The 25,781-nt window shown below is 69.0% G+C and carries 24 protein-coding genes; 12 read left to right on the plus strand and 12 right to left on the minus strand.

Going from position 1 to position 25,781, the window contains the following annotated elements; translation table 11 throughout:
- Positions 1 to 118: 118 nt before the first annotated feature.
- A complete protein-coding gene (locus ACFWMR_RS05170; protein ID WP_020632747.1) occupies positions 119 to 583 on the minus strand; it encodes a DUF6474 family protein in 465 nt (154 codons plus the stop codon).
- Positions 584 to 637: 54 nt separating this feature from the next.
- Between ACFWMR_RS05170 and ACFWMR_RS05175 the strand changes: the two genes are divergently transcribed.
- From ACFWMR_RS05175 to ACFWMR_RS05185, 3 genes are all read left to right on the plus strand, one after another.
- Positions 638 to 2,320: a TM0106 family RecB-like putative nuclease gene (locus tag ACFWMR_RS05175; protein WP_378377245.1), complete on the plus strand. Its 1,683-nt coding sequence runs from the start codon at positions 638 to 640 to the stop codon at positions 2,318 to 2,320.
- Positions 2,321 to 2,401: 81 nt separating this feature from the next.
- Positions 2,402 to 3,007: a PadR family transcriptional regulator gene (locus tag ACFWMR_RS05180; protein WP_378377161.1), complete on the plus strand. Its 606-nt coding sequence runs from the start codon at positions 2,402 to 2,404 to the stop codon at positions 3,005 to 3,007.
- A 122-nt stretch (positions 3,008 to 3,129) separates the two neighbouring features.
- Positions 3,130 to 3,804 carry a class I SAM-dependent methyltransferase gene (locus ACFWMR_RS05185; RefSeq protein ID WP_378377163.1) on the plus strand — a complete coding sequence of 225 codons (675 nt, stop codon included), beginning with the start codon at positions 3,130 to 3,132 and terminating at the stop codon, positions 3,802 to 3,804.
- Between the two features lie 68 nt (positions 3,805 to 3,872).
- On the opposite strand, the gene ACFWMR_RS05190 is transcribed toward ACFWMR_RS05185, so the two are convergent.
- A complete protein-coding gene (locus ACFWMR_RS05190) occupies positions 3,873 to 4,631 on the minus strand; it encodes an SDR family NAD(P)-dependent oxidoreductase (RefSeq protein WP_378377165.1) in 759 nt (252 codons plus the stop codon).
- Positions 4,632 to 4,791: 160 nt separating this feature from the next.
- Between ACFWMR_RS05190 and ACFWMR_RS05195 the strand changes: the two genes are divergently transcribed.
- Positions 4,792 to 6,102, plus strand: coding sequence for a UDP-glucose dehydrogenase family protein (locus tag ACFWMR_RS05195; protein ID WP_093934591.1), 1,311 nt, complete (start codon positions 4,792 to 4,794; stop codon positions 6,100 to 6,102).
- 66 nt (positions 6,103 to 6,168) lie between these two features.
- Here the strand turns inward: ACFWMR_RS05195 and ACFWMR_RS05200 are convergent, their stop codons facing one another.
- The gene (locus tag ACFWMR_RS05200; protein WP_093934590.1) at positions 6,169 to 6,747 is read right to left on the minus strand and encodes a TetR/AcrR family transcriptional regulator; all 579 of its coding nucleotides are present in this window, start codon (positions 6,745 to 6,747) and stop codon (positions 6,169 to 6,171) included.
- 113 nt (positions 6,748 to 6,860) lie between these two features.
- Here ACFWMR_RS05200 and ACFWMR_RS05205 point away from each other — a divergent pair, with 113 nt between their 5' ends.
- On the plus strand, positions 6,861 to 8,054 hold the full coding sequence (locus tag ACFWMR_RS05205) for an FAD-dependent monooxygenase (protein ID WP_378377167.1): 1,194 nt from the start codon (positions 6,861 to 6,863) through the stop codon (positions 8,052 to 8,054).
- A gap of 9 nt (positions 8,055 to 8,063) precedes the next feature.
- Positions 8,064 to 8,474, plus strand: coding sequence for a hypothetical protein (locus tag ACFWMR_RS05210; RefSeq protein ID WP_378377169.1), 411 nt, complete (start codon positions 8,064 to 8,066; stop codon positions 8,472 to 8,474).
- Positions 8,475 to 8,482: 8 nt separating this feature from the next.
- Here the strand turns inward: ACFWMR_RS05210 and ACFWMR_RS05215 are convergent, their stop codons facing one another.
- A complete protein-coding gene (locus ACFWMR_RS05215) occupies positions 8,483 to 8,944 on the minus strand; it encodes a hypothetical protein (RefSeq protein WP_093934587.1) in 462 nt (153 codons plus the stop codon).
- Positions 8,945 to 9,000: 56 nt separating this feature from the next.
- Between ACFWMR_RS05215 and ACFWMR_RS05220 the strand changes: the two genes are divergently transcribed.
- Positions 9,001 to 10,764: a gamma-glutamyltransferase family protein gene (locus ACFWMR_RS05220; RefSeq protein ID WP_378377171.1), complete on the plus strand. Its 1,764-nt coding sequence runs from the start codon at positions 9,001 to 9,003 to the stop codon at positions 10,762 to 10,764.
- A 233-nt stretch (positions 10,765 to 10,997) separates the two neighbouring features.
- On the opposite strand, the gene ACFWMR_RS05225 is transcribed toward ACFWMR_RS05220, so the two are convergent.
- Genes ACFWMR_RS05225 through ACFWMR_RS05235 form a run of 3 tightly spaced genes read right to left on the minus strand, consistent with a single transcriptional unit; the run spans position 10,998 to position 13,868 of the window.
- Complete coding sequence (locus ACFWMR_RS05225; protein ID WP_378377173.1) at positions 10,998 to 11,873, minus strand: VOC family protein; 876 nt, start codon at positions 11,871 to 11,873, stop codon at positions 10,998 to 11,000.
- On the minus strand, positions 11,866 to 12,384 hold the full coding sequence (locus ACFWMR_RS05230) for an RNA polymerase sigma factor (protein ID WP_378377175.1): 519 nt from the start codon (positions 12,382 to 12,384) through the stop codon (positions 11,866 to 11,868). Before ACFWMR_RS05230 ends, ACFWMR_RS05225 begins: the two co-directional genes overlap by 8 nt.
- A gap of 53 nt (positions 12,385 to 12,437) precedes the next feature.
- Positions 12,438 to 13,868: an MFS transporter gene (locus tag ACFWMR_RS05235; protein ID WP_378377177.1), complete on the minus strand. Its 1,431-nt coding sequence runs from the start codon at positions 13,866 to 13,868 to the stop codon at positions 12,438 to 12,440.
- Between the two features lie 108 nt (positions 13,869 to 13,976).
- On the opposite strand from ACFWMR_RS05235, the gene ACFWMR_RS05240 reads away from it, so the two are divergent.
- Entirely contained in the window at positions 13,977 to 14,810 is an 834-nt protein-coding gene (locus ACFWMR_RS05240; protein ID WP_378377179.1) for a helix-turn-helix transcriptional regulator, read from the plus strand.
- Between the two features lie 63 nt (positions 14,811 to 14,873).
- The gene (locus ACFWMR_RS05245; RefSeq protein WP_378377181.1) at positions 14,874 to 15,731 is read left to right on the plus strand and encodes a hypothetical protein; all 858 of its coding nucleotides are present in this window, start codon (positions 14,874 to 14,876) and stop codon (positions 15,729 to 15,731) included.
- Between the two features lie 433 nt (positions 15,732 to 16,164).
- Here ACFWMR_RS05245 and ACFWMR_RS05250 read toward each other — a convergent pair whose 3' ends face one another.
- Complete coding sequence (locus ACFWMR_RS05250; protein WP_378377183.1) at positions 16,165 to 16,653, minus strand: helix-turn-helix domain-containing protein; 489 nt, start codon at positions 16,651 to 16,653, stop codon at positions 16,165 to 16,167.
- Positions 16,654 to 16,804: 151 nt separating this feature from the next.
- On the opposite strand from ACFWMR_RS05250, the gene ACFWMR_RS05255 reads away from it, so the two are divergent.
- The 3 genes from ACFWMR_RS05255 (at position 16,805) to ACFWMR_RS05265 (ending at position 19,896) form a co-directional block, all read left to right on the plus strand.
- Complete coding sequence (locus tag ACFWMR_RS05255) at positions 16,805 to 17,929, plus strand: sensor histidine kinase (protein ID WP_378377185.1); 1,125 nt, start codon at positions 16,805 to 16,807, stop codon at positions 17,927 to 17,929.
- Positions 17,926 to 18,594 carry a response regulator gene (locus ACFWMR_RS05260; protein WP_378377187.1) on the plus strand — a complete coding sequence of 223 codons (669 nt, stop codon included), beginning with the start codon at positions 17,926 to 17,928 and terminating at the stop codon, positions 18,592 to 18,594. Before ACFWMR_RS05255 ends, ACFWMR_RS05260 begins: the two co-directional genes overlap by 4 nt.
- A 573-nt stretch (positions 18,595 to 19,167) precedes the next feature.
- Complete coding sequence (locus ACFWMR_RS05265; RefSeq protein ID WP_093934582.1) at positions 19,168 to 19,896, plus strand: Crp/Fnr family transcriptional regulator; 729 nt, start codon at positions 19,168 to 19,170, stop codon at positions 19,894 to 19,896.
- Positions 19,897 to 20,241: 345 nt separating this feature from the next.
- Here ACFWMR_RS05265 and ACFWMR_RS05270 read toward each other — a convergent pair whose 3' ends face one another.
- From ACFWMR_RS05270 to ACFWMR_RS05285, 4 genes are read right to left on the minus strand one after another with little or no spacing between them, the layout of a single operon-like run.
- The gene (locus tag ACFWMR_RS05270) at positions 20,242 to 22,011 is read right to left on the minus strand and encodes a glycosyltransferase family protein (protein ID WP_378377189.1); all 1,770 of its coding nucleotides are present in this window, start codon (positions 22,009 to 22,011) and stop codon (positions 20,242 to 20,244) included.
- Positions 22,008 to 22,547: a hypothetical protein gene (locus tag ACFWMR_RS05275; RefSeq protein ID WP_244199515.1), complete on the minus strand. Its 540-nt coding sequence runs from the start codon at positions 22,545 to 22,547 to the stop codon at positions 22,008 to 22,010. Before ACFWMR_RS05275 ends, ACFWMR_RS05270 begins: the two co-directional genes overlap by 4 nt.
- Complete coding sequence (locus ACFWMR_RS05280) at positions 22,540 to 24,441, minus strand: glycosyltransferase family 4 protein (RefSeq protein ID WP_378377191.1); 1,902 nt, start codon at positions 24,439 to 24,441, stop codon at positions 22,540 to 22,542. The genes ACFWMR_RS05275 and ACFWMR_RS05280 overlap by 8 nt, the downstream gene beginning before the upstream one ends.
- A complete protein-coding gene (locus tag ACFWMR_RS05285; protein WP_378377193.1) occupies positions 24,438 to 25,781 on the minus strand; it encodes a methyltransferase in 1,344 nt (447 codons plus the stop codon). Before ACFWMR_RS05285 ends, ACFWMR_RS05280 begins: the two co-directional genes overlap by 4 nt.

A 25,781-nucleotide genomic window follows, 5' to 3' on the forward strand; every position in this document is an offset into this window, starting at 1 on the left:
GTTTGCTTTCCGCCTCTGTGTTCAACCCCTCCCCCCCCGGTTGTTCTTGGTGGGCCCCCATTCACAATAATTTCTTCCCTGGGCCACCCCTCATGACATCCGGCGAGGCAGAGGTGAGTCAGATCCCCAGCCGGTGCAGCAGCTTCCCCTCCAGCTGGTCCAGCTCCCCGGCCACGGCCCGGTGCGCCGCCTTCCGCCGCGCGGCGGGCATCCGCTCCGAAGCGCGGACGGTCGCCGAGAGCTGCTCCAGCGTCCCCTGAGTGTCCTTCGCGAAGGCCGCGTCGGCGTCCGTCGCCTTCGCGGACCTCTTCAGTTCCGCGAGCCCCTGCGTCAGCCCCGCGATCCGCGCGTGCAGCGCGGCACCGCGTCCGCTGAACTCGCCGAGCTGGTCGACGGCCACGCCGAGCTTCTTCGCCTGATAACGGTCGTATAGCTCTCGCGCGGCACCCGCCGCTCGAACGGCGTACGGCGCGATCACCGGCAGTACGGCCGGCCCGAGTACTTTGGCCACCGCGACGGCGTTCTTCGCCTTCTTCGGGGTGATCCTGCCTTCGCCCTCGATGGCTTTGGCCTTGCGCGCCATGGCACCTCCCACGCTGTGTCACTGACGAACTTACTGGTCCCCGAAGTGGCGGGCATGTCGGCTTGCCGGTGGCCTTCTAGAGTGTTGTCCGTGAGTAACGAGGTGCTACTGGACGCGGGAGCGGTGAGCCGCTGTCGGCGTCGCGTGCACCTGGAACACGACCCGGCGATGCGCGAGGTCCCGCTCGCCCCGCCCGACCCCGCCGCGCAGCAGCGGATCGCCGACGCGTCAGCGCATCGCGACGCGATCGTGCGGCGGCTCATGGACGCGACGGGCCCCGACGCGGGCTGGGTCAAGATCTCCCGCGACCTCCCGGCCGCCGAGCGCGTGCAGCTCACCGAAGAGGCCTTCGCCGCCGAAGCGCGCTACATCTGGGGCGGGCTGCTGCCGGTGGATCGCGCCGGTCACCGGCGTGGTGGTTCCGAACTCCTGGTCAACACCGGCTCCGGCTACGTGCCGGTGCTGGTCGTGCGGCACCGCATCACCGATCGCGGTTCGGGCGCGCCGACCACGGTGATGACCGATCTCGACCCGGCCCACCGGCTGCCGGACGCGGCACGGAAGGTCCGTTCGCAGCCGCGGGACCAGATGCGGCTCGCGCACCTCTACCGGATGCTCGAAGCGCTCGGAAAGCACGAGGGGCACCGCGCCATCGGCGGCGTCATCGGCCTCGACGCGGACGTCGTCGTCTGGCACGACCTGTCCGCGGGCACCTGGCCGGGCGGGAAAAGCGCGCTGACGGAGTACCAGAGCCGCTTCGCCGACAGGCTCGCCATCGCGAGCGCGGCCGCCGAAGGGGAAGAGGCGCTCGCCGAGCCTTCCCGTGTCCTCGAATGCCGTCGCTGCCCCTGGTGGCCGACGTGCGAGGTCGTGCTCACCGAGACCCGCGACGTCAGCCTGGTCGTGCGCGGCGAGGACGCGATGGAGCTCCGCCGCGCCGGGGTGTCCACAGTGGACAAGCTGGCCGCGCTCGATCCCGCCGACGAACCCCCGCCGATGAACTGGACCGGCGGTACCTTCGCCGATTCGATCATCCTCGCGCGCGCCTGGCTCGCCGATCTCACGATGGTGCGCAAGGTCGACCGCGTCGAGGTCTCGCGCGGCGACGTCGAGGTCGACGTCGACATGGAGAGCTTCGGTGATTCCGGCGCGTATCTGTGGGGTTCGCTGCTGACCGGCGCCGACATCGGGATGGAGCAGGGCTACCGGGCCTTCGCGACGTGGGAGCCGTTGCCGACCGCCGACGAGGCCCGGTCGTTCGCGGAGTTCTGGGCTTGGTTCTCCGAAGTCCGCGAACGCACGCTCGCCGCGGGCCTGACCTTCCGCGCCTACTGCTACAACGCCCTCGCCGAGAACCGCTGGCTCTTCGGTTCGGCAGGCCGGTTCGGCGAGTACCCCGGCATTCCCGCCAAGGCCGAGATCGCGTCCTTTGTGGACTCCGAAGAATGGGTGGATCTCTTCCGCAGCGTCACCGACCAGTTCCTGTGCTCGCAAGGCAAGGGGCTCAAGGTGATCGCCCCGGTCGCCGGTTTCGCCTGGCGTGACCCGGAAGCGGGCGGCGAGGCGTCGATGCGCTGGTACCGCGACGCGGTCGGCATGGACGGCGGGATCCCGGACGACGTCCAGCGGGAACGCCTGCTGCGCTACAACGAGGACGACGTCCTGGCGACGCACGCGCTGCGGAACTGGATGACCGACCACGCGCAGACGTCCGTGCCGTACCTGAACGACCTCTGACCTCTCGGTCGCCAAGAGACTTGCGCTTCCTCGCGCGGCTGCGGATACTCGTAGACGAGTACTCGTCTACGAGGAGGCAGGGTGAAGCGGCGCAGGGTCGGGAATCTGCTGGCGTTGGCGATCCTGTCCACGCTGAACGAGCGCCCGATGCATCCGTACGAAATGGCCTCGATCCTGAAGAGCCGCGGCAAGGACCGCGACATGGGGATCAAATGGGGCTCATTCTACACGGTCGTCGGCAACCTGCGGAAACACGGCTTCATCGAGGCCGCCGAGAGCGGTCGCGACGGCGCGCGCCCCGAGCGCACGGTGTACCGGATCACCGGCGAGGGCCGTGACGAACTGCTCGACTGGCTGCGTGAACTGCTCGCCGGCCTCGCCGCGGAGGAACCGAAGTTCGTCGCCGGGCTGTCGGTGATGGCGTGGCTCGGACCGGACGAGGTGATCGCCCTGTTCCGTACCCGGCTGGCGGCGTTGGACGAGGACATCGTCTCCACGCGGGCGGAACTGGCGCGGCTTCTCGAAGAGATTCCGCGGCTGGTGCTGCTCGAAGTCGAGTACCACCTGGCGATCCGCGTGGCGGAGGCCGACTGGGTCCGCTCGATCCTCGGCGAACTGACTTCCGGCTCGATGCCCGGTCTCGCCGAGTGGCGGGCCATGGTGACCGAAAGGGGGCACACCGGCTAGTCGAAAGAGCCCCGGCGAGGTGTTGCAGCACCTCACCGGGGCGACGATCCCGCAACCGGAACCCGGCCACGAGACGGCACCTTGAGGATAACCGGGCTCCGGGAAACAAACCTGGAGAGACCATGTCGAACATCAAGGACAGAAAACGGTTCAAGCTCCTCCCGGAGATGGGCGGAGCGCTGGCACGGAACTACGCCCGGCAGCGCGGCACCGAACCGCAGATCGAAAATTGGCGGAAGCAGGCCCGCGAACTCACCGCGGACCTGCCGGAAGGCGCGAAGATCCTCGAGGTCGCCTTCGGCCCCGGCTACTTCGCCGTCGAACTGGCGAGGCTCGGGTTCTCCGTCACCGGCCTCGACGTCGCGCCGACGTTCGTCGAGATCGCGAGCGAGTACGCGCGAACTCAAGGCGTCGAGGCATCGTTTCGCGAGGGCGATGTCGCGGCGATGCCGTTCGACGACGAGTCCTTCGACCTCGTCGTCTGCCAGGCCGCGTTCAAGAACTTCGTGTGGCCGGTGAAAGCGCTCGACGAGATGTACCGCGTGCTGCGCCCGGGCGGCACGGCCGTGGTGCAGGACATGAACCGCGACGCGACCGACGTCGAGATCGCGCGTGAGGTCGAGAGCATGAAGGTCGGGAAGCTGGCGGGGCTCGGCGTGCGGCAGGCGCTCGGCGGGCTCCGGCGGCGTGCTTACACGCCTGTCGACTTCAGCGGACTGGTCGCCGAAACCGCGTTCCGGACCTGTGAGGTCACCACCGTGGGCATCGGTCTGGACGTCCGCCTCACCCGTCCGTAAACGCTATGAACGGGCCGTTCCTTGCAAATTTCGCAAGGAACGGCCCGTTCATAGCACGCGGGGGAGGCTCAGCGAGGAGCCATGCGCAGCGAGCCGTCCATCCGGATGACCTCGCCGTTCAGGTAGTCGTGGTCGATCAGCGACAGCGCGAGCTGCGCGTACTCGTCCGGCCGCGCGAGCCGCTTCGGGAACGGGACGCCTTCGGCCAGCGAAGCGCGGAACTCGTCGCTCACGGTCGCCAGCATCGGGGTGTCGACGATGCCCGGCGCGATGGTCAGCACCCGGATCCCGTGCGACGCGAGGTCGCGCGCGGCGGGCAGGGTCATCCCGACGATGCCGCCCTTGGACGACGAGTACGCCACTTGCCCGATCTGGCCGTCGAAGGCCGCGACCGACGCGGTGTTGATGATGACGCCGCGCGCGTTGTCGGCCAGCGGTTCCGTCTTCGCGATGGCTTCGGAGGCCAGCGTCAGCACGTTGAACGAGCCGATCAGGTTGATCTGCACGACCTTCGCGTACAGGGCGAGGTCGTGCGGGCCCTTCTTCGAAAGGATCCGGGCGGACGGCCCGATCCCGGCGCAGTTCACCACGGTCCGCAGCGGCACCCCGGATTCGGCGGCGGTCGCGACGGCGGCGCGCACCTGCTCCGGGTCGGTCACGTCGGCCTCGACGTAGGTGATGCCGTCGATCTGCTCGGCGTTGGCGATGGCACCGGCGAGGTCCAGCGCGAAGACCCGCGCGCCCTTCGCCGCGAGCGCCTTCGCGGTGGCGCCGCCGAGCCCGGACGCGCCGCCCGTGACGAGCGCCGCGGTATCGGTGATCTGCATGTTCTCCCTTTCGTCGACAACCGCGTCTAGGTTAACGCTCGTTCGCATCGGGGTAGCGCGTGTGTTGTCTCACGTCGGTGGGCGGCATGTCGTGAGGAGTATTCGGGCCTGAAGCATTCCGTTCGCTCGGAGGTCAACTCCGGCTGTCACCTTCAGCAGCATGAGCGCTGCTCGGATCGTGGTGGTGGGGACCGGTTACGTCGGATTGACCACGGGGGCCTGCCTGGCCGGCCTGGGGCATCGAGTCACTTGCGTCGATGTCGACCAGGCGAAGGTCGCAAGGCTCTCCGCCGGACGCGTGGACATCCTGGAGCCGGGATTGTCCGAGCTGGTGTCGAGGGGGCTGACCAGCGGAAGACTCAATTTCGTGGTGGGCGCGCGCGACGCCGTCCGGGACGCGGAGGCCGTCTTCCTCTGCGTGCCGACGCCGATGGGCGCGGGCGGCTCGGCGGATCTGCGGGCCGTCGAGGCCGTGACCAACGAGATCGGCGACGTCATCCCCGCGGGGTGCGCGCTGATCACCAAATCGACCGTTCCGGTGGGCACGTCGAAGCGGATCCAGGCGATGCTCGGCCGCACGGACGTGCCGGTCGTGTCGAATCCGGAGTTCCTGCGCGAGGGCACCGCGGTGGAGGACTTCCTCGGCCCGGACCGGATCGTCGTCGGTTCGGACGACGTCGCGGCCGCCCGCTGGGTCGGCGACCTCTACGCCGACCTCGCCGCCCCGGTCGTCGTCGCCGACGCGGCCAGCGCGGAACTGGTGAAGTACGCGGCGAACTGCTTCCTCGCGATGAAACTGTCCTATGTGAACTCGATCGCCGAACTGTGCGAACGCCTCGGCGCGGACATCGACCTGGTCACCGAAGGCATGGGCTACGACCGGCGCATCGGCCGCTCGTTCCTCAAACCCGGCCCCGGCTGGGGCGGCTCGTGCCTGCCGAAGGACACCAGCGCGCTGGTCCGGGTCGCCGAGTCGGTGAACTACGACTTCACACTGCTCACCTCGGCGATCGAGGAGAACATCGCGCAGCGGGACCGCATCGTCGCGAAGATCGCCGGCGCCGTCGGCGGCACCCTCGCGGGTTCGCGGATCGGCGTCCTCGGGCTGGCGTTCAAGGCCGGGACGAACGACCTGCGCGACTCGCCCGCCCTCGCGGTCGCTTCCGTGCTGGGCGCGCTCGGCGCGGACCTGACCGCCTACGACCCGGCCGTCGGCGGCCAGATCGCCGGGATGACCGTGGTCGACGACCCGTATCAGGTCGCGAAGGCGGCCGACGCCGTCGTCGTGCTGACGGAATGGGACGAGTTCAAACGGCTCGACTGGACCTATATGGCCGAGCAGATGGACGGCGACTCGGTCGTCGACACCCGCAATCTCCTGGAGCCGCAACGGATCCTGGACGCCGGCCTGTCGTGGCAGGGCGTCGGGCGGCCGCGGGCGGCGCTGCGGCGGAAGGTCGCCGTCTCCTGACCCACCTGCCTCCCGCGGGTGTCATGAGGGGTCCCCTTAGGACGAAATCCGTCTTAAGGGGACCCCTCATGACACGCGGGAGACGAGCGCCATCAGCCCGTCCACGACCTCCTCGGCCGTCGGAGCGTTCTCCGGGTCGAGCATGTGCTGCAGCATCACGCCCGAGTTGAGCGCCGTCGCCACCGCGCCGATCCGGCGCTCGTCGGCCTCGGTGAGTGTGTCCTCGTCGATCCCCAGGATGCCCGCCGCCATCCCGCGCCGTCCCTCGCGCTGCGCCGCGGCGAGCTGCTTCCGCAGCTCAGGGTGATGTTCGGACTGGGTGAACGCCTCGATCGAGGCGATCCACAGCTGCCGGTTGCGGCCGTAGGAGTCGATCATCGCGCGCCAGGACGCGACGTACTGCTCGGCCGCCGTCGCCGCCGGGTCGACAGCGCTCCGCATCTCCAGCTGGATCTCTTTGCCCCAGTCGTCCATCGCCTGGGAGAACGCCGTCAGCAACAGGGCTTCGCGCGATCCGAAGTGGTAGCCGATCGCCGCGTGGCTGACCCCGGCCGCCGTCGCGATGTCGCGCACCGTCGTACGTGACCAGCCTTTTTCCTTCAAGCACTGGATGGCACCCGCCATCAGGTCCTCGCGATTACCCATGCCCGGGATCGTAGGCCACGCGGTTTATCCAAATGGTTTAACCAAGCGGCTTGACCAAGCGTGCAAATCTGCCGTACGGTCGTTCTCGACACCACGAACCCCTGGGAGCAGCCATGACGACCACCGTTCTGATCTCCGGCGCCGGCATCGCGGGCCCGGCCCTCGCCTTCTGGCTTCGCGAGCGCGGCTTCGCGCCGACAGTCGTGGAGCGCGCCCCGGCACTGCGCGAAGGCGGCAGCGCGGTCGACTTCCGCGGCGAGCAGATGACCCTGCTGAAGCGCATGGGGATCCTCGAAGACATCCGCGCGAAGGAAACCGCGATGGGAGCGCAGGTCATCGTCGATCCGAACGGCAAGAAGGTCGCTCAGATGCCGTCGGTCTTCTTCAGCGGCGAAGTCGAGATCGAGCGCGGGGACCTCACGCGCATCCTGTACGACCACACGAAGAACGACGTCGAATACGTCTTCGGCGACTGGATCACCGCGCTGGACGAGGTTCCGGACGGCGTCGACGTCAGCTTCGCCCATGGCACGTCACGCAAGTTCGACCTGGTCGTCGGCGCGGACGGGCTGCACTCGGGCGTCCGGCGGCTGACATTCGGCGACGAAGAACAGTTCCGGACCGACCTTGGTTTCCAGACGGCGGGCTTCATCGTGCCGAACCACCTCGGCCTCGATCACCTCGGCTTGATCTGCAGCGTTCCCGGCCGGACCGTGATGGCCGCCAGCGGACGCGACGGTGCGGCTCTCAACGTCAGTTTTCTCTTCACGTCCGGCACGGTGGACGTGCACCGGCGCGATGTCGAAGGCCAGAAACGCCTGGTCGCCGCGCGGTTCGCCGACTTCGGCTGGGAAGTTCCGGCGCTGTTGGAGGGCCTCGGCGACGTCGACGCGCTGTACTTCGACTCGCTGAGCCAGATCCATCTCGACAAGTGGTCGAAGGGCCGTGTCGTGCTGCTCGGTGACGCGGCTTGGTGTGCCGGTCCGGGCGGCTCGGGCACCGGGCTCGCGATGATGGGCGCGTACACGCTGGCCGGGGAACTCGCCGCCGCGCGCGGTGATCACGAGGTCGCTTTCGCGCGGTACGAGGAGAAACTGCGCGGACCGGTGAAGATCTCGCAGAAGCAGGCGGCCGGGATCGGCACGTTCCTCATCCCGACGTCGCGGTTCGTGATGGGCTACCGGAACTTCATGTACCGGGTGCTGGGTTCGAAGCCCATGACCAAGGTGTTCACGTGGATCACCTCGCGTGCGGCGAACGCGGCGACGCTGGAAAACTATGACGCTCCGGTCGCCGCGCGGGGATAGTTTCGGTGGGTGACGGACCAGAAGGAGTTTCGCCGGGCCTGCTATGAGGCGGCTCGGCGAACACGCGGCCAGGTCACCCGGTTCGTGCCCTCCGAGGTGGCACGGAACTTCGAAACCGGCGAGATCGCGTTCGAACATCGAACCGTCGCGGTGCTGTGGACGCAGGACGGGGACGAGGGCGGAACCCAGGAGATCCTCGGCATCGCCGACGCGTTCATCACCTTCGGAACGATCACCTTCGTCGACGAGCCGGGGTTGCTGGCCGTTTTGGGAGAGCTTCTTCCCGGGCACCGGTTGTACTCCCGTGCCGAGCTCGAAGCGCCGATCGACCTCACGGCGCCGCGCTGGAGGAACCACTACGACGCCCAGTACTGGAAGCCCGACTGTCTCGGCAAGGTTCTCTTCAGCTGCTGGGACTGAAAAGGTACTCAGCCTGACGGAATCGTCACGACCGTCACTTGCCCATCCATCAGGCATTCGATGAGCACCGAACCGCCAAGCGGGTGGATCCAGAAGTGTGGCCCGGCGTCCAGGATGTCCCGCGCGTGCCGCACCGCGACATCCACGGGCATGGTCACGGTCGGCATCAGATAGTTGCCCCAGATGACGGCGATCCGCTCATCCCGCTCCGCGTACGAGGAGAACAGCTCCGCCGCCATCCTGGTCCAGTGCTCCTCATCGTCCCACCAGAGGCGGTCTTCGAACGGGGTGGACCCGAAGTCGATCACGTCGCCGGTAGCGGCCGGGAATCTGCTCAGTGTCGCTGCCGCCAGCGCGCGGTTCTCGGCGAAGTCCAGCTTCGTCACTTGCCGGCCGTCGTCGTCACGGGGGTCGTTCATGAAGTCCGGAAGATATTCCGGATGACTCCCGTAAGAACTGCCGTCGGTCATACGTTCCGCCTCGACTGGGACTGAAAAAGTACTTAGCAAAGCGTAGTATCGGCCGGGTGTTCACGACCAGGCCGGAACTGGCCGGCACCCACGGCATGGTGGCATCGACGCACTGGCTGGCTTCGGCCACCGGCATGGCGGTGCTGGAAGACGGCGGCAACGCCTTCGACGCGGCGGTAGCGGCCGGGTTCGTCCTGCAGATCGCCGAGCCACACCTGTGCGGCCCGGCGGGGCAGGTCCCCGGCATCTTCGTCACCGCCAGAGACCGAACCCCGCGAGTCCTCGCGGGTCAGGGAGTCTCACCGTCGGCGGCGACGCCCGAGCACTTCGCGGACCTCGGGCTCGATCTGATCCCCGGCAGCGGCTTGCTCCCCGCGACCGTCCCGGGCGCTTGGGACGGCTGGCTGCTGCTCCTGCGGGATCACGGCACGAAGTCGTTGCGCGACGTCCTCGGTTACGCGATTTCCTACGCGCGCAACGGGATTCCGCTGGTCAGCCGGGTCGGTGACACGATCCGCGCGGTCCGGGACCTCTTCGCCGAGCACTGGCCGACGTCGGCGGCGCTCTGGCTGCCGGACGGCAAGCCCGCCGAGGGCCTGCACCGGAATCCGGCGCTCGCGGACACATGGGAGCGGCTGGTCGCCGAGGCCGAGTCGGTCGGCGGACGTGAGGCGCAGATCGACGCCGGACGTCGCGCGTGGTCGCAGGGTTTCGTCGCCGAAGCGATCGAAGCGTTCAGCCGCAAGGCTTTCCGCGACGACTCCGGCCGCGACCACGCCGGTCTCCTCACCGGCGAGGACATCGCGGGCTGGGAAGCGACGTACGAGGACGCGCTGCAAGTCGACTTCGGCGACTGGGGCCTGGTGAAGATGGGCGCCTGGACGCAGGGGCCCGCGTTGCTCCAGCAGGCGCGACTGCTGGACGGCCTGCGCGACGAATTGTCCTATGTGGACGGAATCCCGACGGAGCGCACCGTGCACTTGGCCGTCGAGGCGGCGAAGCTGGCGTTCGCGGACCGCGAGGCTTGGTACGGGGACTCTCCCGACGTGCCGATCGAGTTGCTGATCTCCCGCGAATACGCGGAAACCCGGCGTGCCTTGATCACCGACGAGGCCTCGGCGGAGCTCCGGCCCGGTGGTCCTTCACCGCGGCTGCCCGCGATTCTCGAAAAGCTGCGCGGACTCGAATCCGGTTCCGGCGCGACGGGGGAGCCGACGGTCGGGCCGCTGGGCGAGACCCGGGGCGACACCGTGCACATCGACGTCGTCGACGCGGCCGGGAACATGATCTCGGTGACGCCGTCGGGTGGCTGGTTGCAGTCGAGTCCGACGATTCCGGAGCTCGGTTTCTGTCTCGACTCGCGCGGGCAGATGTTCTGGCTGGAACAGGGCTTGCCGAACTCGCTGGCGCCGCGGAAGCGGCCGCGGATCACGCTTTCGCCGTCGATGGGCTTGCGCGACGGCGAGCCGGTGCTGGCGTTCGGGACCCCCGGCGGCGACCAGCAGGACCAGTGGCAGCTGTGTTTCTGGCTGGCGCACACGCTCGGCGGGCTGAACCTGCAGGAGTCGATCGACTCGCCCGCGTGGCACACCACCGCGTTCCCGAGTTCGTTCTATCCGCGCTCGTGGACGCCGCGGGAACTGGTGGTCGAATCGCGGCTCGGTCAGTCCACAATGGACGCTCTCGCCGCGCGCGGGCACGACGTCGTCGATGCCGGACCTTGGGCGCTGGGGCGGCTTTCGGCCGTTTCGCGTTCCGGTGGCGTGCTTCGGGCCGGCGCCAACGCGCGAGGAATGCAGGGCTACGCCGTCGGCCGCTGACTTTGTTCCGCTCGACTGTCCGTGAAGGCCTCCTTCCCTACCTTCAAGGTAGGGAAGGAGGCCTTCACGGCGCACGGCGTCCTCCCACCCCGTGCCCGGTTGTCCACAATGACCCCCGTCTGTGGACAACTCACGTCAGCTCCCCACCCGACCCCTCATCGGCGATAGACTGGCTTCGGGGTCGCCCCCCTGGGACGGGTGGGGGGTGGGGTTAGTGACTCAAGAGCAGTGACTCAAGAGCGCGGCTGTTCCCAGAGCCAGAATTCGATGCCCTGGTCGTCCACGCAGTCGGCGCTCAGGCCGTAGGGCTGCTGTTCGGTTTCGCCGGCTTGGCCGCCCTGCGCGCGGACGCGGTCGAGGGCGGCGGCGAGGTCGTCGACGGCGTACATGAGCTTCCAGCCCACTTGCCGCCCCGGGCCACCCCAAAGACCCCCCTGCAGGCCGGAACCCTCGACGCCCCAACCACCTTCGACCCGCCCAGGCGAGAACTGCCAGCCCAGAACGGCGCCGTAGAACGCCTTCGCGCGCGCGTCGTCCGGGACCTGGAAGGTGAAGTAGCCCGCTTCGCCGTGCCGGACAGGCGTTGCTTCCGGAGCGGAGCGAGGCGCCGCCTGCGCGACGAGCCACCTCTGCCCGTACGGGTCCTTGATCGCTCCGCTCAGTCCATACCCCGTGTCCGAGACGGGACGCTCCAATTCCCCGCCCAGCTCCACGGCCCGCGATGCCGAATCGTGCGCGTCCGCGACCTCGATCCGGATCAGCGGACCGCCGGCGGGCGCCACGACATTGCCCAGCTCCGGGAACTCTTCCGCCAGCATCAGCACGCTGTCCCCGATGGCCAATTCCGCGTGCCCGACCCGGCCGTCCTCCATCACGATCGGATCGGACCGCCGCCGCGCCCCGAACACCTCGACGTAGAAGTCGAGCGCGGCGCGCGCGTCGGTCACCACGAGATAAGGCGTCAAAGAACGCACTTCGGCAGTCGATGGCATAGCGGAGGCTCCGTTCAAGACGGCGCGACGCAGGTTGTCGCGCAGTTCGGCGGCGAAGAGCGGGTCGGGGTCCACGGCCGGCGAGGGCGCGCGAAGCGCGTCGAAGGGATCAGACATCGCGACCCTCCTTCTCCTGATAAGCACGCCGGAACGCGGCACGGGCCCGCACGAGCAACGCCTCCGTGGCGTGCACCGTGCGGTCGAGATGAGCGGCGACCTCCGGTACCGGGAGGCCGTCGACGTAACGAAGCGTCAACGCGGCTTGATGATGCGCCCCCAGCGACGCGAGCACCTCGCGCGCCAGGAGAGCGTCCAGCCGCTCGTCCCACGGATCGGTGTACTCCTCCTCGTGGACGAGCCGCAGCCCGCGTTCCTCGCGTTCCTTGCGCCGCCAGTGATCGGCGAGCTTGTGCCGGGCGACGCCGATCAGCCACCCGGTGCTCACCGGAGGTGCGAACTCCTTGCGACAGGCCCTCACCGCGCCGAGGAACGTCTCCGACGTCAGCTCCTCGGAGAGGGTGCGATCACCGCACCGGGACAGCAGGTACCCGTAGACCTCCGGCAACGCCGTCTCGTACAGCGAAAGCAGCGCGAAGGCCGGGTCCCGATGCACCCGTGGTTCCGTCACAACCCCATCGTCGCTCGGGGAGCCACAACTCCGACGGGTGAAAGCGAACTTTCTCAGATCCGCGGATCCGGCAGCCGCCGCGCCACCGTGATCACGCCGACCGTCAGCACCGCCTGAATCCCGATGACCAGCACGAACGCGCCCTGCATCCCGAGCGGGCCCGCCCCGACGGACGCGAACAAGGTCCCCAATGTCGCCACTCCCAGCGCCATCGCGGCCTGCTGCGACGTCGTCAGCATCCCGCTGCCGACCCCGGCGATCTCCGGCGGCACCTTCGACAGCACGATCCGGAACACCGTCGTCATCGCGAGCCCCTGACCGAGACCGCACAACAGCATCCCCGGCGCGAAATCGAGCACGCCGAGATCCGGCCACTCCAGCAGCACGGTGCCGATCAGCACCAGCAGCCCGAGCAGCTGGATCGAAAGACCGGCGGCCACCACCCGCTGCCCGAACCGCGTCACCAGACGGCTGCTGACCAGGCACATCGCGAAGAACGCGAGCGAAAGCGGCGCCGTCACCAGTCCCGAATCCAGCGGGCCGAGGTGCAGGCCGTCCTGCAGCGTCACCGCGAAGACGAACATGAACGCGCTGAAGCCGACGAAGAACGGCAACCCGACCATCAACCCTTGCCGCACACTCGGCATCCGCATCACCGACGGCGGCAGCAGCGGAACACCACCCAGCCGCTCCATCCGGCGTTCGACGTGGACGAAGCCCGCCGCGGCGAACGGGAACACGACGAGCAGCGCGACCGTCCACAGTGGCCAGTCCAGGGCCGGTCCTTCCGCCAGCGGCAGCAACAGCGACACCAGGGCGATCGTCAGGAGGACCGTGCCCATGCGGTCGATGCCGAGAGGGTTGCTCGAGCGGCTCTCCGGAACGAGCCGCCGCGCGACCAGCAGACCGGCGATCCCGACCGGGACATTGACCAGGAAGATCGGCCGCCAGCTCGTGCCCCACAGATCGGCTGCGACCAGCGCCCCGCCGAGGAACTGGCCGAGCACCATCGAAAGCCCCGCTGTCGCGCCGTAGAGCCCCAGCGCCTTGCCCCGGCGTTCGCCGGTCGTGGTCGCCTGGATGATCGACAGCACCTGCGGCAGCATCAGCGCGGCGGCCGCCCCCTGCGCGGCCCGCGCCAGCACCAGCGTCAACGCCGTCGGCGCGATCCCGCAGAGCAGGGAGGTGAAGGTGAACGAGGCCAGACCGATCAAGAACAGCTTGCGGCGGCCGAAGGCGTCGCCGAGCCGCCCGCCGACGACGAGCAGCACGGCGTAGGCGATCCCGTAGGCCGCGACCACCAGTTCCAAGGTGGCCGACGAGGTGCGGAGGTCGGAGCCGATCGCGGGCAAGGCGATGTTGACGATGAAGAAGTCGATAAGCGGAAGTGCCGCCCCCAGCAGCACGGTGACCAGGCCCGCCGAGGTCAGGGCCGGTCCGGCGGCGACGCGGACAGGCGTCGCCGGAACTTGCGTCGAAGTCATGGATACCACGATCGACCGATTCCCACCCTGGTACCAGGAGTGTGTTTATCCTGGTACCAGCACTACCTGGTAATCGGCTTCGAGCTTTGAGAACCTGCTGAGGTGACCATGACCGTCGATTCGCGAGTGGCCGACGTGCGACGGCACGAACTGGCCGCCTTCCTGCGCAGCCGCCGCGAACGCATCACCCCGGACCAGGTCGGCCTGCCGATCGGCGGCCGACGCCGCACGCCGGGGCTGCGCCGCGAGGAGGTCGCGCAGCTGGCCGGGGTCGGGGTCACCTGGTACACGTGGCTCGAACAGGGCCGCGACATCAACGCGTCCGAGCAGGTGCTGGACGCGATCTCCCGCACGCTGCGGCTCGACCCGTACGAGCACACGCACCTGTTCACCCTCGCCGGCGCGCCCGAGCCGCCGCTGGAGAAGGACTGCAAGCTCCTGAGCGACAACGTCCACCGGATGATGGCGAAACTGGAGCCGTTCCCGGTCTGCGTGCGCAACGCGCGCTGCGACATCCTCGCCTACAACCGGGCCTACAACTGGCTGATGGGCGGCCTCGACGCGATCCCGTTCGAGGACCGCAACACGATGATCCAGTGCCTGACCAATCCCGAGTGGCGGCGGAGGCTCCCGGACTGGGAGCTCAACCTTCCCCGCGTGGTCGCCGGCTTCCGCGCGGCGATGGCCGAACACCTCGCCGAACCGGCGTGGAAGAACCTGGTCAAGCGGCTGCGGCAGGAGTCCGACGTCTTCGAGCGGATGTGGAAGGAACACGACGTCTCGACCGAGCGGATCGTGCTGAAGCGGTACCTGCACCCGGACGTCGGCCTGCTGCGGTTCGAGTTCTCCTACCTGTACCTCGGACGACGCTCCGAGATCTCCCTCGCGACGCTGACCCCGGCGGACGAGGAAACCGCGGCGAAACTGCCCAGCTCCTTCTGACGGGGGAGACGGACCAGGCTCACGAGGGAGTCTTTCCGCCGCGCGAACGCCGACGCTGAATCCATGACCGCAGCGATGGCTCCACCCAAGATCTCCAGCGCCCGCCTGATCGTCTGCTACGCCGCGATCCTGGGGACGCTCCCGTACCTGACCCTCAAGGCGTCCTGGGTCACGGGCGGTAGCCTCGGCCTCCGCGAACCGTCCTTCATGGACTCCGACATAGTGCTGTTCGCGAACCTCGCCACCGGCGGGATGGACGTCGTCGCGGTGGTGCTCGCGCTGGCGTTCACCTACTCCTGGGGTCGCCGGATCCCCGCGCCGCTCGTGCTGTTCCCGATCTGGATCGGCACCGGACTGCTCGCGCCGATCGTGCTGGACCTCCCGGTGATCGTGGCCGAGCTGACGACGACGCGACTGACCGAAATGCCTCTGGAGAACTGGGTCTGGGCCGTCGTCTACGGCGGTTTCGCCTGGCAAGGGGTCCTGCTGCTCACCGCGTTCGTGCTCTACGCGCGCGATCGCTGGTGGTTCGTCGTCACCGGCACCGTGCGGCCGGGAACACTCGGCGCCGCGGGCAAACTCGGCATCACCGCGGCACTCGTTTCCGCGATCGGCCACTCGATCTGGGCCTTCGGCTCCGGCGGCCTGGCGGCCCGCGGCCAAGACGTCGTGATCGCACTGCTCGGCGTGCTCGCCGCGATCGCGCTGGCGACCGTTTCACGGGGACGGTTCTGGCCGCGGCTGGTCCTGGTGTGGACCGGCGCCGGGGCGATGGCGGGCTCGGGAGTGTGGAGCCTGTTCGGCGCGTTCACCGCGGGATCCGCGGATGTTGCCCTGGTGCTGGCCGTGCAGGTGATCGGCGGGGTGCTGATGATGACGTCGGTCCTGGGGCGGCTCCCGGTCGTCGAGCAAGCGGCGTGACTCTTTGCTGAAGCCGGGAACCGTTCTCTCGAATCTTTCGAGGAACTCGCTCAAGGTTTCCGGTGGCCGTTCGAGCGCACTGACCTGTTCTCGTAAGCAGCGAAGAGTCGCCGCCGGGTACAGCTCGAGCTGGTCGAGCAAAAAGTCGTCCGGATGTACCGCGTCGATCTTGTAGGGCTCGAGAGCCGAGGCGGGGAAGTCCTTGAGGTTGGCTGTCACGATCACTGCGGCGTGCGCGCGAGCCGCGGCGGCCAGCACGTGTCTGTCCTTCGGATGGTTGGTCATGGCTGGTACCAGCGTCTCGTAGCCGGTGACCCTGGCATCGGGGAAGGCCGAGCGCATGCCGGTCACGCCTCGGCCAAACGCAGCAACAGATCCGTCAACCGGATCGGAATGAGTACGCAAGCATCGAGGAAAGCGGGGAAAGGCACGGCTAGCGAGTCTGGATGAACCCATCTGCGATGTCATCGCTGCCATCCCGGTTCGCCGTGACTGTCAGCTCATCGAGTATTCCTTGCCGTTCCGCACGCGAACGGGCCCGGTATTCGAGCAGTTCGCTGAGGAGGACTCGCCGGTGACGCCCTGGCTTGTCGAACGGGATTTCGCCGGATTCCAGCAGTTTGACCAGCGTCGGCCGGGAGACGTTGAGCATGTCGGCCGCTTGCTGGGTGGTCAGGACCGCGTTCAGCGGCGCGATGTTGATCGCGAAGCCTCGGGACATCGCTCTCACGACATCCCGAAGAACGTCGTAGACCTGCTCGGGAAGCCCGACTGCACTTCCGTCCGGCCCGACCAGCTTCGCCTGGTGGGCGGGGGAGCCCGCGAGGTCCATGAATTCGTCGAGCCGCCGTAGCTCTCGCCGGGCGTCCGGCTCGGTGTCGGAGGGCGGGAGCACGGTGTGCTGTTCGATCGTCGATGTCATGTCGCCTCCCTCGCGCGCTCGGTGTGCACAACCCAGCTTAATCGAAAAAAACGAAAGACGCATCCGCTGCGGCGGCTACCGCACGCGGCGTAGCCGGTAAGCCGCTTTCCGACGGACGCGGTACGCCTCCGCCCCGGGTAGCTTTCGTCCTGTGCTGCTGAAAGAACGGTATCCGTGGAGCCCCTGGGTGGGCCGCGTGCTGCGCGTGGTCCTGCCGCTGGGGTTCGTCCTCGGTGCCACGAGCGGCGCCTCCCGCTGGCAACCGGACACCCCACCGCTGACCACCTTCGGCGTGCTCTGGCTGGTCGCCACCGCGCTGCCGTTGCTGGTGGTCCACCGGTACCCGATGCCGATCTTCCTGCTCACGTCCGCGCTGACCTTGGGCTACTACGCGTCGGGCAACCCGGGCGGGCCGGCGATCGTGCTGCCGACCATCGCGCTGTTCATGCTCACGAAGATCCGCGGGCCGATCGTCGCGAGCATCACCGGCGGGTCGCTGCTCCTGGCCGCCGGCATCGTGCTGTTCGTCCGGCACGGGTTCGGCACCTTCGACGTCCGCGCCGGGCTGGGCGTGGTCTGGGTGATCGCGGTCGTCGGGATCGGGACCGCGGTGCGCAACGGGCTGGCCGCCGCGCGAGCCCGCCGCGAGCAGGCTGACGAGCACCGACACCGGCTGGCCGAACAGGAACGGCTCACCATCGCCCGCGAGGTCCACGACGTCGTCGCGCACAGTCTCGCGATGATCAACGTCCAGGCCGGGGTCGCCGCGCATGTCGCCGACAGGCGCCCCGAACAGGCGAAAGAGGCTTTGCTGAACATCAAGGAGGCGAGCGCTTCGGCGCTGAAGGACCTTCGCGCGACGTTGGCCGTGCTGCGGTCCGGGGAAGACAAGGCACCCGCGCCGAGCCTCGCCCAGGCCGACGAGCTGTTCGAGCACGCGCGGGCCGCCGGGCTGGAGGTCCGCGTCGACGGCGAGCCGGGCGAGCTGCCCGCCCCGGTCGACGGCGCCGCGTACCGGATCCTGCAGGAATCGCTGACGAACGTGGTCCGCCACGCGAACCAGGCGCGCGGAGTCGACGTCACGTTCGAGCGGAAAACCGGTGCGCTGACCCTGCTCGTCCGCGACGATGGCCGTGGCGCCGTCGAACCCGCGCCCGGGCACGGCCTGCGCGGGATGTCCGAACGGGCGGCCGCGCTGGGCGGCGCGTTCACGACGTCCGTGGTGGACGGCGGCTTCCAGGTCCGCGTGGACCTGCCCATCAAGGGGGAAGAATGACGATCCGGGTGGTTCTCGCCGACGACCAGGCGCTGGTGCGCGCCGGTTTCCGTGTGTTGCTGGAGACCGAAGACGGCTTCGAGGTCTGTGCCGAGGCCGGCGACGGTGAGCAGGCCGTCGCGGCCGCTGTCGAGCACGAACCGGACATCGTCGTGATGGACATCCGGATGCCCGGCGTCGACGGGCTCGAGGCGACGCGGCGGATCACCGCGAATCCGCAGCTGGCCGGGGTGAAGGTCCTGGTCCTGACCACTTTCGACGTCGACGAGTACGTCTACGAGGCGTTGCGCGCCGGCGCGAGCGGATTCCTGTTGAAGGACACCGATCCAGTGGAGCTCCTGCGGGCGTTGAAGGTGGTCGCCGCGGGGGAGGCGCTGCTGGCGCCGACCGTGACCCGGAGGCTGATCGCGGAGTTCGTCGACCGGCCGGAGAACCGCCGCATCGACGTGAGCGCCGTCCGCGAGATCACCGACCGCGAACGTGAGGTCCTCGGCCTGGTCGCGGGCGGTATGTCGAACGACGAGATCGCGGCGCATCTGGTGATCTCGACGGCCACCGCGCGCACGCACGTCAGCCGCATCATGACCAAGATCGGGGCGCGCGACCGGGCGCAGCTGGTGGTGCTCGCCTACGAATCCGGCCTGGTCAGCCCTCGTCGCGGCTGAGCGAGCCGTGAGGTTCCCCCAAAAAGCTGAGATTGCGGAAAAATCCCGCCTGTCACGGGGAGTCGTCGTAGCGGACTCGACGCTGACACTCCGTTAATCAGGCGGAGTGCACGTGCAGATGCACGTCCCGGACCAGGGTGGACGGACCTCCGGTCAGGCTCCCGTCGCCGTCTCATCTTCGTCTCCACCAGGGAGTCGAAGAAGTGATCGACGGCTCCCGGCGATCGATCCGAAAGCGTACGCACGTACTGCAATTCCTGATTTCCTGACGAGTCCAGGGTTTTCCCGGCGATTTCGCCCCGATTTCCGTTTACGGTGCGTGACTTTACTCGCGGCCGACGCGAGGAATGGTCGTCACTTTCCGTCGCGGAATGCCTCCCCGGACCGGGGAGACGGGGAGCGCTTTGCTTTCTCGCGATGCCGCTGAGCACTAGTCTCCGGCTGAACGGCCTGTGGTGAGGTCACCTACCCGAAGTGATTCTCACCCGGCCAGGCAAGAAATCGGCGCGCTTTCTTCTCTCACTGGGAGTCACTATTGAGGGCAAAGACTGATCCACTCCGGGTGGTCGGCTGATGGGCGGGGATTTCCTGGCGGCGGTCACCGAACGGCAGCGGCAGCGGCTGCTCGACCTCGGCAAGCACGTGGACCATGTGGCGGGTTCGACCTTGCTCAACCAGGGCGATCCGGCGCCGCCGGTGCTGATCCTGCGCTCCGGATTCGTGAAGGCGCTGCGGGCGGCCCAGGGCGGCACGTCGCCGATGATCGTGGACCTGCTCGGCGCCGGCGACGTCCTCGGCGTCGAAGACTGCCTGGCCAGACGGTCGAGCCAGCTTTCTTACGTCGCCACGAAACCGGCCCGTGTGCTGGAGATCCCGCAGAACGCCTTCCGCGGCTTTCTCGACGACGACAAGCAGGCGATGGCCTTGATCACCGTGGACCTGGCCGTCCGGCTGCGGCTGCGGAACGTCGCGCTGGGGTTCGCGACGGCCAAGGTCCGGAGCAGGCTGACCGCGTACCTGACCAGGCTGCAGGCGCTTCACGGGATCCCGGGTGACGGCGGCGTCGTCATCGACGTGGGGCTCAACCACGCGGATCTCGCCTCCGCGATCGGCGCTTCGGCCGCGTCGGTCAACGCCGTGATGGCGAAACTGAAGAACGAGGGGTTCTTGGCCACCGGCTACAAGACGATCCACGTGAAGAAACGCCTGCGCGAGGACGGCCCTCCGCTTTCCCCCGCCCCCGCGGCCAGGCCGCGGCGGATTCCGCAGATGCGGATAGGGCGGCGGATCGCGATGGGGTGAACGGGGCTTTCACCGCGAAAACCGCTATGAAAGCCCCGTTCTCCTCATTCACTGCGCCGCGGGGTGCGCAAAACGGGGTCAGCCGCGCTTCAGCTGAAGCGCGAGCCGTATGACGAATACGACGGCCAGCACGGCGACCAGGGCGATTTCCCAGGCCATGGCTGTTCCTCCTCGTCCGACAACGTTTCGATGCTCTGCCCCTAAGGCGCATCAGCGGGGAGGTCGTTCACCGACACGGCCCAACTCACACTTTCGGACTAACGCCACGCCCACTCCCCGTGCAATGAAAGGTCCTTTCCTTGCAAATTTCGCAAGGAAAGGACCTTTCATTGCGCTTGAGGTGACCTACAGCGCGCTACCGACAGCCGCCCAAACCCGATGCGGGTCGAGATCCATCGGCCGCGAGTCCGGATCCGGCCGCAGCCGCCGCAACAGCACCTGCTGCACCAGCGTCGTCGGCCGCGCGGCCGAAGCCACCCGCCGCCAGAACAGGTGATCCTCCAGGCCTTCGAACAGCACCTCGGAGTTCCAGCCGCCGAATTCGTCGACCAGCGATCGCCGCACCAGATAGCCGCTGCCCAGGTACGGCAGCTTCCGCAGGCGCCGCTCCTCCGGCGGCAGCGCGCCGACCAGGCCGTCCACCGGGTCCGCGACCGGGCAGTGCACGACGTCGACGCCCTCGGAAGCCGCCAGCAGACGTTCCAGCAGGAACTCCGAAGCGCGCATCCCGCCGTCGAGCACCAGCAGCCACGGCGCCGTCGAACGCTCCAGCAGCGAGTTCCGGGTGAGTCCGCGGCCGAGCGGGGTGTCGTGCAGCAGCACGTCGTACGGACGCGGACGCGGCCACGGGTGCACGCCGTCCTCGCCGACGAGCACCTTCCGCGGGGTCACGCCGCCGGTGAGCAGGTCGTTCGCGAGCTCGTCCGGGTCGACCTCGCCGGGCCGGCGCACGATCAGCACGTCGACGTCGGCGGTACCGGCCGACGAAGCCGCCGCGGGCTCCCAGCGTCGCGTCGCGACCCGTCGCGCGCCTGCCGCGCGCTGCGCGATCCGCGCCGACAACGCCGTCCCACGTGCCGAAGCCGGGCCACCGGCGGACCGGTCGCCCGCGAACCGCGCGTCGAACGACGGGGTGTCGACGGCCAGCGCGTTCTCGGGGTTGCGCAGGCTGGTCGCCAGCGCCCGCGCCGGGGCGATGTCCGCGGCCGGCGTCGAACCCAGCGAAGCCGCCAGGTCGATCAGTCGCCGCGCGGACGCCGTCATGTCCAGCGACTTCACGAAACCGTAGGCGGCCGAACGCAGGTGCCGTTCGCGTTCGGGCTCGTCGGCCAGCGCCGCGGCGACCGAACCCAGCGCCTCCGGCCGCGCGAGCACCAGGTGCTCGCCGGGGACCAGCGGTTCGACGTCGACGGACGTCTCGCTGACCACCACGCAGCCGTTGGTCATCGCTTCGAGCGTGCGCACCCACTCCAGGGTCTGTTTCTGCTCGCGGTGCAGGTTCAGCAGGAACCGCGACCGCGCGAGATGCTCGAACTTCGCCTTGCCCGGCAGGAAATCGACGCGGGCGGCGGTCATCGGTTCGTGCGGCGGGGTCAGCAGCCGCGTCCGCAGCCCGGCGAGCTCCCGCGCGTACGAACCGAGCAGCACCGAACGCCGTCGCTCGGCCGTGCCGAGGTAGGTGACGTCGATGTCGCGCGGACTGTCGAGGTCGCCGCCCCACAGGTCCCACAGCGGGCTGTAGCCGAGCTGGAAATGCTCGACGCCGATCCCGCGCCGCCGCAGTTCGGCGGTCGAATCGGTGTTGATGTCGACGGCGCCGCCCAGGATGGAGAGCAGTTCGGCGTTGCGCTCGAAGGTCGCCGTCCCGGGGTGCTCCACACAGAACCCGATGGTGCGGCGGCACTGTTCGGCGGTCGGGAACTCGGCGTCCGGGGCGGTGACGAAGTATTCGTGGGGGACGACGACGTACACCGTGTCGTTCCCGGCCTCGGGGTACTTGCCGATCGCGGTCCTGGCCTTGCCGCCCGCCGTGCGCACGGAGTCGGCGACCACCTCCAGGAGCTCCTCCATGAAGGCGGAACCGCCCTCGGCCGAGACGAAGCAGAGTTCGGTCACGGCCGGTCCATCTTCTTCCGCACGACCCGCAGCGGCGCGGTGACCCGCCAGCTGACGGTGCGGCGGGTGGCGTCGAGTTCCCTGGCCATCTCGGCGGCCAGCCGTTCGGCGTTGAGCAGCCGCTGCCGGTCGGCCGACGGCTCACCACCGGGCAGGACGTCCGCGTCGACGACGCCCGCCGACACCACGAGTTCGGCGTCGAGCAGCGCGAGCCGCAGCTTGTCCCGCTCCTCGCGGCAGGTCTTCAGCTCCGCGCGCAGCGAGTCACGCTGCTGGTGGGCGAGCAGGACTTCGGCCTCCAGCGCCTGCAGACGCGCCTTCGCGACGTCGAGCTCTTCCTGCTGCGAAGCGAGCTTCTGGTTCACAGCGGCGGACTCGCCTTCGTCCGGCGCGGCGGCGGTGGCCTCGCGCAGCTCGTGCTCGGTGTCGGCCAGCTTGGCCTTCAGCCGGTCCTGCTCGGCGGTGAAAACCTGCCGCTCGGCCCGGAGCCGGGTCAGCTCGGCCTGGACACGGCCGGGAATGTCGGTGTCAGACATGAACGCCCCCACTCAGTTCGGTCAGGATTTCGGAGTACTCGCGCGCGTAGCCCGCCGGGTCGAGCCACGGCAGCAGCTTCTCGTGCGCGGCCTTCGCCATCTCACGGCGGCGCGTGGCCGACGTGCCCAGCGCGCGCAGCAGCGCCGCTGTCAGCGCGTCGACGTCGTTGGTCTCGAACAGCCAGCCCGTCTCGCCGTCGACGATCATCTCCCGCGCGCCGAACACGTCGGTCGCCGCGACGGGGATGCCACAGCAGACGGCTTCGAGGATCGACCGCGGCAGCGACTCGATGTCGGAGCTGTTCACGAAGATGTCCGCGGCCTGGAGCCAGCGCAGCGGATCCGGCTGGATCGGCACCAGGCTGACCGACTTCTCCAGTCCGGCGCGCTCGACGGATTCCTCCATCGCCAGCCCGTACGGCGACGGGTGCAGGCCGACGATCGAAAGCTTCGCCTCGGGGTGGATCTTGTGGATCCGCTCCATCGCCGAGATCAGCGGCGCCTGTCCCTTGCGGGATTCGGCGATGCCGATGTTGACCAGCACGATGTCGTCCGGCGTGTAGCCGAGCATGTTCCGCGCCTGGCGCCGCGTCTCCGACCGGGTCCGGCCGCCGAACTTGTGCATCGGCGTGCCGTAGCGGACCGTCCGGCAGCGCTCGGGCTTGCTGTACGGGAGGAACATCTCGCGCGTCGCGTCCGCCACGAACAGCAGCTTGTCGACCTCGCCGAGCGTGCTCTCCCAGCGCTTCCACACCGCGGCGGGCGGCTTCACCGGGCCCCAGTTCTGGTAGGCGAACGCGGGCAGCGAGAAGCTCTCGTGGATGACCCACGCCGTCGGCATCCCGGCCCGCTTCGCCGCATCCGCGCCGACGAAGCCGCCGAGGGTGTTGACGAGCGCGACGCCCGCTCCGGAGCACTTCGCGAAGCGCGCCAGCTCGGCGACGTGGCCTTCGTAGGCAGGCACCGTCTGGTTCCGGTAATGCGTCGTGACGTGCACGGGGATGCCGAGCTCGTGACAGTCCGCGCGCAGCGGCCCGTCGGTTTCGCTGACCAGGCTGACCTGCCAGCCGTGGTCGGTCACCATCCGGCTCAGCAGTTCCTGCAGCCACAGCTGCCCGCCGCCGACGCCGAGGCTGTGCGTGAACACCAGGACGTGCTTCGGATCGGTCGGGATGTTCACGCGCGCCATCGCGCGGGCGGTGTCACCGGCCAGCTCGTCGGCGAGTTCGGCGTCGTCCAGGTCCGCGACGGGATTGCGAAGGGTGAAAGTGCGCTTCGCCGACACGACCTCGCCGACGCCTTCGGTGCGGTACCGGACGCGAAGCGACAACGTCCGCTCTTCGCCGTACGGGAGGTCGACAGGCACCCAGGCCTCGAAACCGCTCACGGCGGCGTCGTCGAAGCCGGGGAACTCCTTGGGGACGTCCTTGCGCGGCAGGCGGGTGCGCGCGCTGACCGTGCCGCCGCCCTCGACCATGACCTCGATCAGGCTCGGCGCGCGGCCCTGCAACATCGCCCACCCCGTCACGTAGACGACGTGGCCTTCGGTGACCTTGCCCTGCTTCGGCGCTTCGAGTTCGCCCAGCCACAGCAGTTCGTCGCCCGGCAGCGTTCCGACGTGGACGGTCGCCTGGTTCAGCACGCGCTCGTCCGGACCGGTGACGACGATGTCCTGAGTGCCCGCGGGAACCCAGGTGGCCGGGACCGCACGCCAGCCGAAGGTGCCTTCGGGCGCGCCAGGGCACGGCTCGGGGAACAGGTTGGCCTCGACGTCCGCGATGGTCACGGACATCTCGCCGATCCGGCTGATCCCGGTCGTCCAGCCCCGGAGCTCGAACAGGTGCCCGACCGGCCGGTCCGGGGTCAGGATGCCGGCGGTATGCAGGCTCGTCATCGCTTCGCTACCTCGTCTTCGTTCGCCGCCACACCGGCGCCGACCCTCGTTGAACGGTACCCGTGGACGGTTCTCTCCAGGCGCGTTCGCCAGATTTCGGCGATGGCCTTCCGCACCTCGTGCGTGCCGTGGACGGTGCCGCTGGAGCCGATCGCCGAGAAGGCGACCTCGCGCTCCAAAGCACTGTCCACAAAGGATGGATGGAGTCCGATCAGCACGCCGAGCCAGCCCGCCAGGTCCCGCGTCGAACCGCCGTCCGCCGCCGCGGACCAGCCCGCGTCGGCGAGTTTGTCGGCCAGCACGAGCACTCCGCGCTCGACCACTTCGGACACCCCGGCGCCCGCGTTCCGCCACTCGAGATCGATCGGACGCAGCGTCGCGCCGTCGACGAGAACGTTGTGCGGCACCAGATCCCACAGCGCCTCGACCCCGCGTGAAGCCTCGGCGCGGACGAGATCCCGCCATCCGGCGAGCAGTTCCGCGACCCGCTCCGGCTCGTCGAGCAGCACCTCGACCATCGTCGGGGCGTCGTACACCTTGTCCGCGCACGGCCCGACCGAGATCCCGCCCACCGGCTGAGAGGGGACCAGCGGCACGCGGCGGACTTCGGCGCCCTCCCCGGTGCGGACGACGTCGGCCCGCGTGCAGGCGAACGCGGCGCGCTCGGCGGTGTTGAAGTAGGTCGCGAGCCGGTACGCGGGCCAGAGCGCGGCGGCGCCGGGGCCGCAGAGCAGGGCGAGGCCGTTCGCGGGACCGTCGGCGATCGCGGCGGACAGCCGGGGCAGTTCGGTGTCGATCTCCGGGCCGCGCACCGCGCGGGCGACCTCGTGACCAGGGGAGCAGAGCAGCTCACGCCGCACTTCGAGACCCGCCGCCGCGAGCGTCCCGGCGACACCGCGCGAGGCCGTCAGCACCACGAGGGCACCCGTCGGCGACAGCCGCTCGCGAATCCATTCCAGCAGGTTCCGCGTCGCGTACGGCTGCTGGACCACGGCGAGGTCGTAGGTCTCGACGACCAGCCTGTCGTGCACTGTCACGGTGCCTAGGTCGCGAGTGCGGAACCGCACCGCCGCGGCGCGGACCGGATCGGCCTCGACGGCGTGCACCGTCGCCGAGACCTCGCCCAGATACCGCGTCAGCCCGCCGAAACCGGCACCGACCTCCAGGACCCGCGCCGCCTTCGGCAGCACGAGCGCGCGGAGGACGTTCGCGGCGCCGTGGTCGAGCGGAACGCTCTCGGCGGCGTCCCGGCCGGCGAAGTGCAGTTCGTCGGACAGCGAACCGGTGTCCGCGGCGAGGGAAAGCAGGGTCGTGAGCAGCCGGGCGTTCGCGGCGGTCAT

Source organism: Amycolatopsis thailandensis (genome assembly GCF_042723255.1).
GTDB lineage: Bacteria > Actinomycetota > Actinomycetes > Mycobacteriales > Pseudonocardiaceae > Amycolatopsis > Amycolatopsis thailandensis.

What these genes read in the sequence shown, in the direction of transcription:
- ACFWMR_RS05170 (WP_020632747.1), bottom strand. Translation starts at nt 583, where the DNA reads ATGGCGCGCAAGGCCAAAGCCATCGAGGGCGAAGGCAGGATCACCCCG.
- ACFWMR_RS05175 (WP_378377245.1), top strand. Translation starts at nt 638, where the DNA reads ATGTCGGCTTGCCGGTGGCCTTCTAGAGTGTTGTCCGTGAGTAACGAG.
- ACFWMR_RS05185 (WP_378377163.1), top strand. Translation starts at nt 3,130, where the DNA reads ATGTCGAACATCAAGGACAGAAAACGGTTCAAGCTCCTCCCGGAGATG.
- ACFWMR_RS05190 (WP_378377165.1), bottom strand. Translation starts at nt 4,631, where the DNA reads ATGCAGATCACCGATACCGCGGCGCTCGTCACGGGCGGCGCGTCCGGG.
- ACFWMR_RS05195 (WP_093934591.1), top strand. Translation starts at nt 4,792, where the DNA reads ATGAGCGCTGCTCGGATCGTGGTGGTGGGGACCGGTTACGTCGGATTG.
- ACFWMR_RS05200 (WP_093934590.1), bottom strand. Translation starts at nt 6,747, where the DNA reads ATGGGTAATCGCGAGGACCTGATGGCGGGTGCCATCCAGTGCTTGAAG.
- ACFWMR_RS05205 (WP_378377167.1), top strand. Translation starts at nt 6,861, where the DNA reads ATGACGACCACCGTTCTGATCTCCGGCGCCGGCATCGCGGGCCCGGCC.
- ACFWMR_RS05215 (WP_093934587.1), bottom strand. Translation starts at nt 8,944, where the DNA reads ATGACCGACGGCAGTTCTTACGGGAGTCATCCGGAATATCTTCCGGAC.
- ACFWMR_RS05225 (WP_378377173.1), bottom strand. Translation starts at nt 11,873, where the DNA reads ATGTCTGATCCCTTCGACGCGCTTCGCGCGCCCTCGCCGGCCGTGGAC.
- ACFWMR_RS05235 (WP_378377177.1), bottom strand. Translation starts at nt 13,868, where the DNA reads ATGACTTCGACGCAAGTTCCGGCGACGCCTGTCCGCGTCGCCGCCGGA.
- ACFWMR_RS05240 (WP_378377179.1), top strand. Translation starts at nt 13,977, where the DNA reads ATGACCGTCGATTCGCGAGTGGCCGACGTGCGACGGCACGAACTGGCC.
- ACFWMR_RS05245 (WP_378377181.1), top strand. Translation starts at nt 14,874, where the DNA reads ATGACCGCAGCGATGGCTCCACCCAAGATCTCCAGCGCCCGCCTGATC.
- ACFWMR_RS05250 (WP_378377183.1), bottom strand. Translation starts at nt 16,653, where the DNA reads ATGACATCGACGATCGAACAGCACACCGTGCTCCCGCCCTCCGACACC.
- ACFWMR_RS05260 (WP_378377187.1), top strand. Translation starts at nt 17,926, where the DNA reads ATGACGATCCGGGTGGTTCTCGCCGACGACCAGGCGCTGGTGCGCGCC.
- ACFWMR_RS05265 (WP_093934582.1), top strand. Translation starts at nt 19,168, where the DNA reads ATGGGCGGGGATTTCCTGGCGGCGGTCACCGAACGGCAGCGGCAGCGG.
- ACFWMR_RS05275 (WP_244199515.1), bottom strand. Translation starts at nt 22,547, where the DNA reads ATGTCTGACACCGACATTCCCGGCCGTGTCCAGGCCGAGCTGACCCGG.
- ACFWMR_RS05280 (WP_378377191.1), bottom strand. Translation starts at nt 24,441, where the DNA reads ATGACGAGCCTGCATACCGCCGGCATCCTGACCCCGGACCGGCCGGTC.
- ACFWMR_RS05285 (WP_378377193.1), bottom strand. Translation starts at nt 25,781, where the DNA reads ATGACCGCCGCGAACGCCCGGCTGCTCACGACCCTGCTTTCCCTCGCC.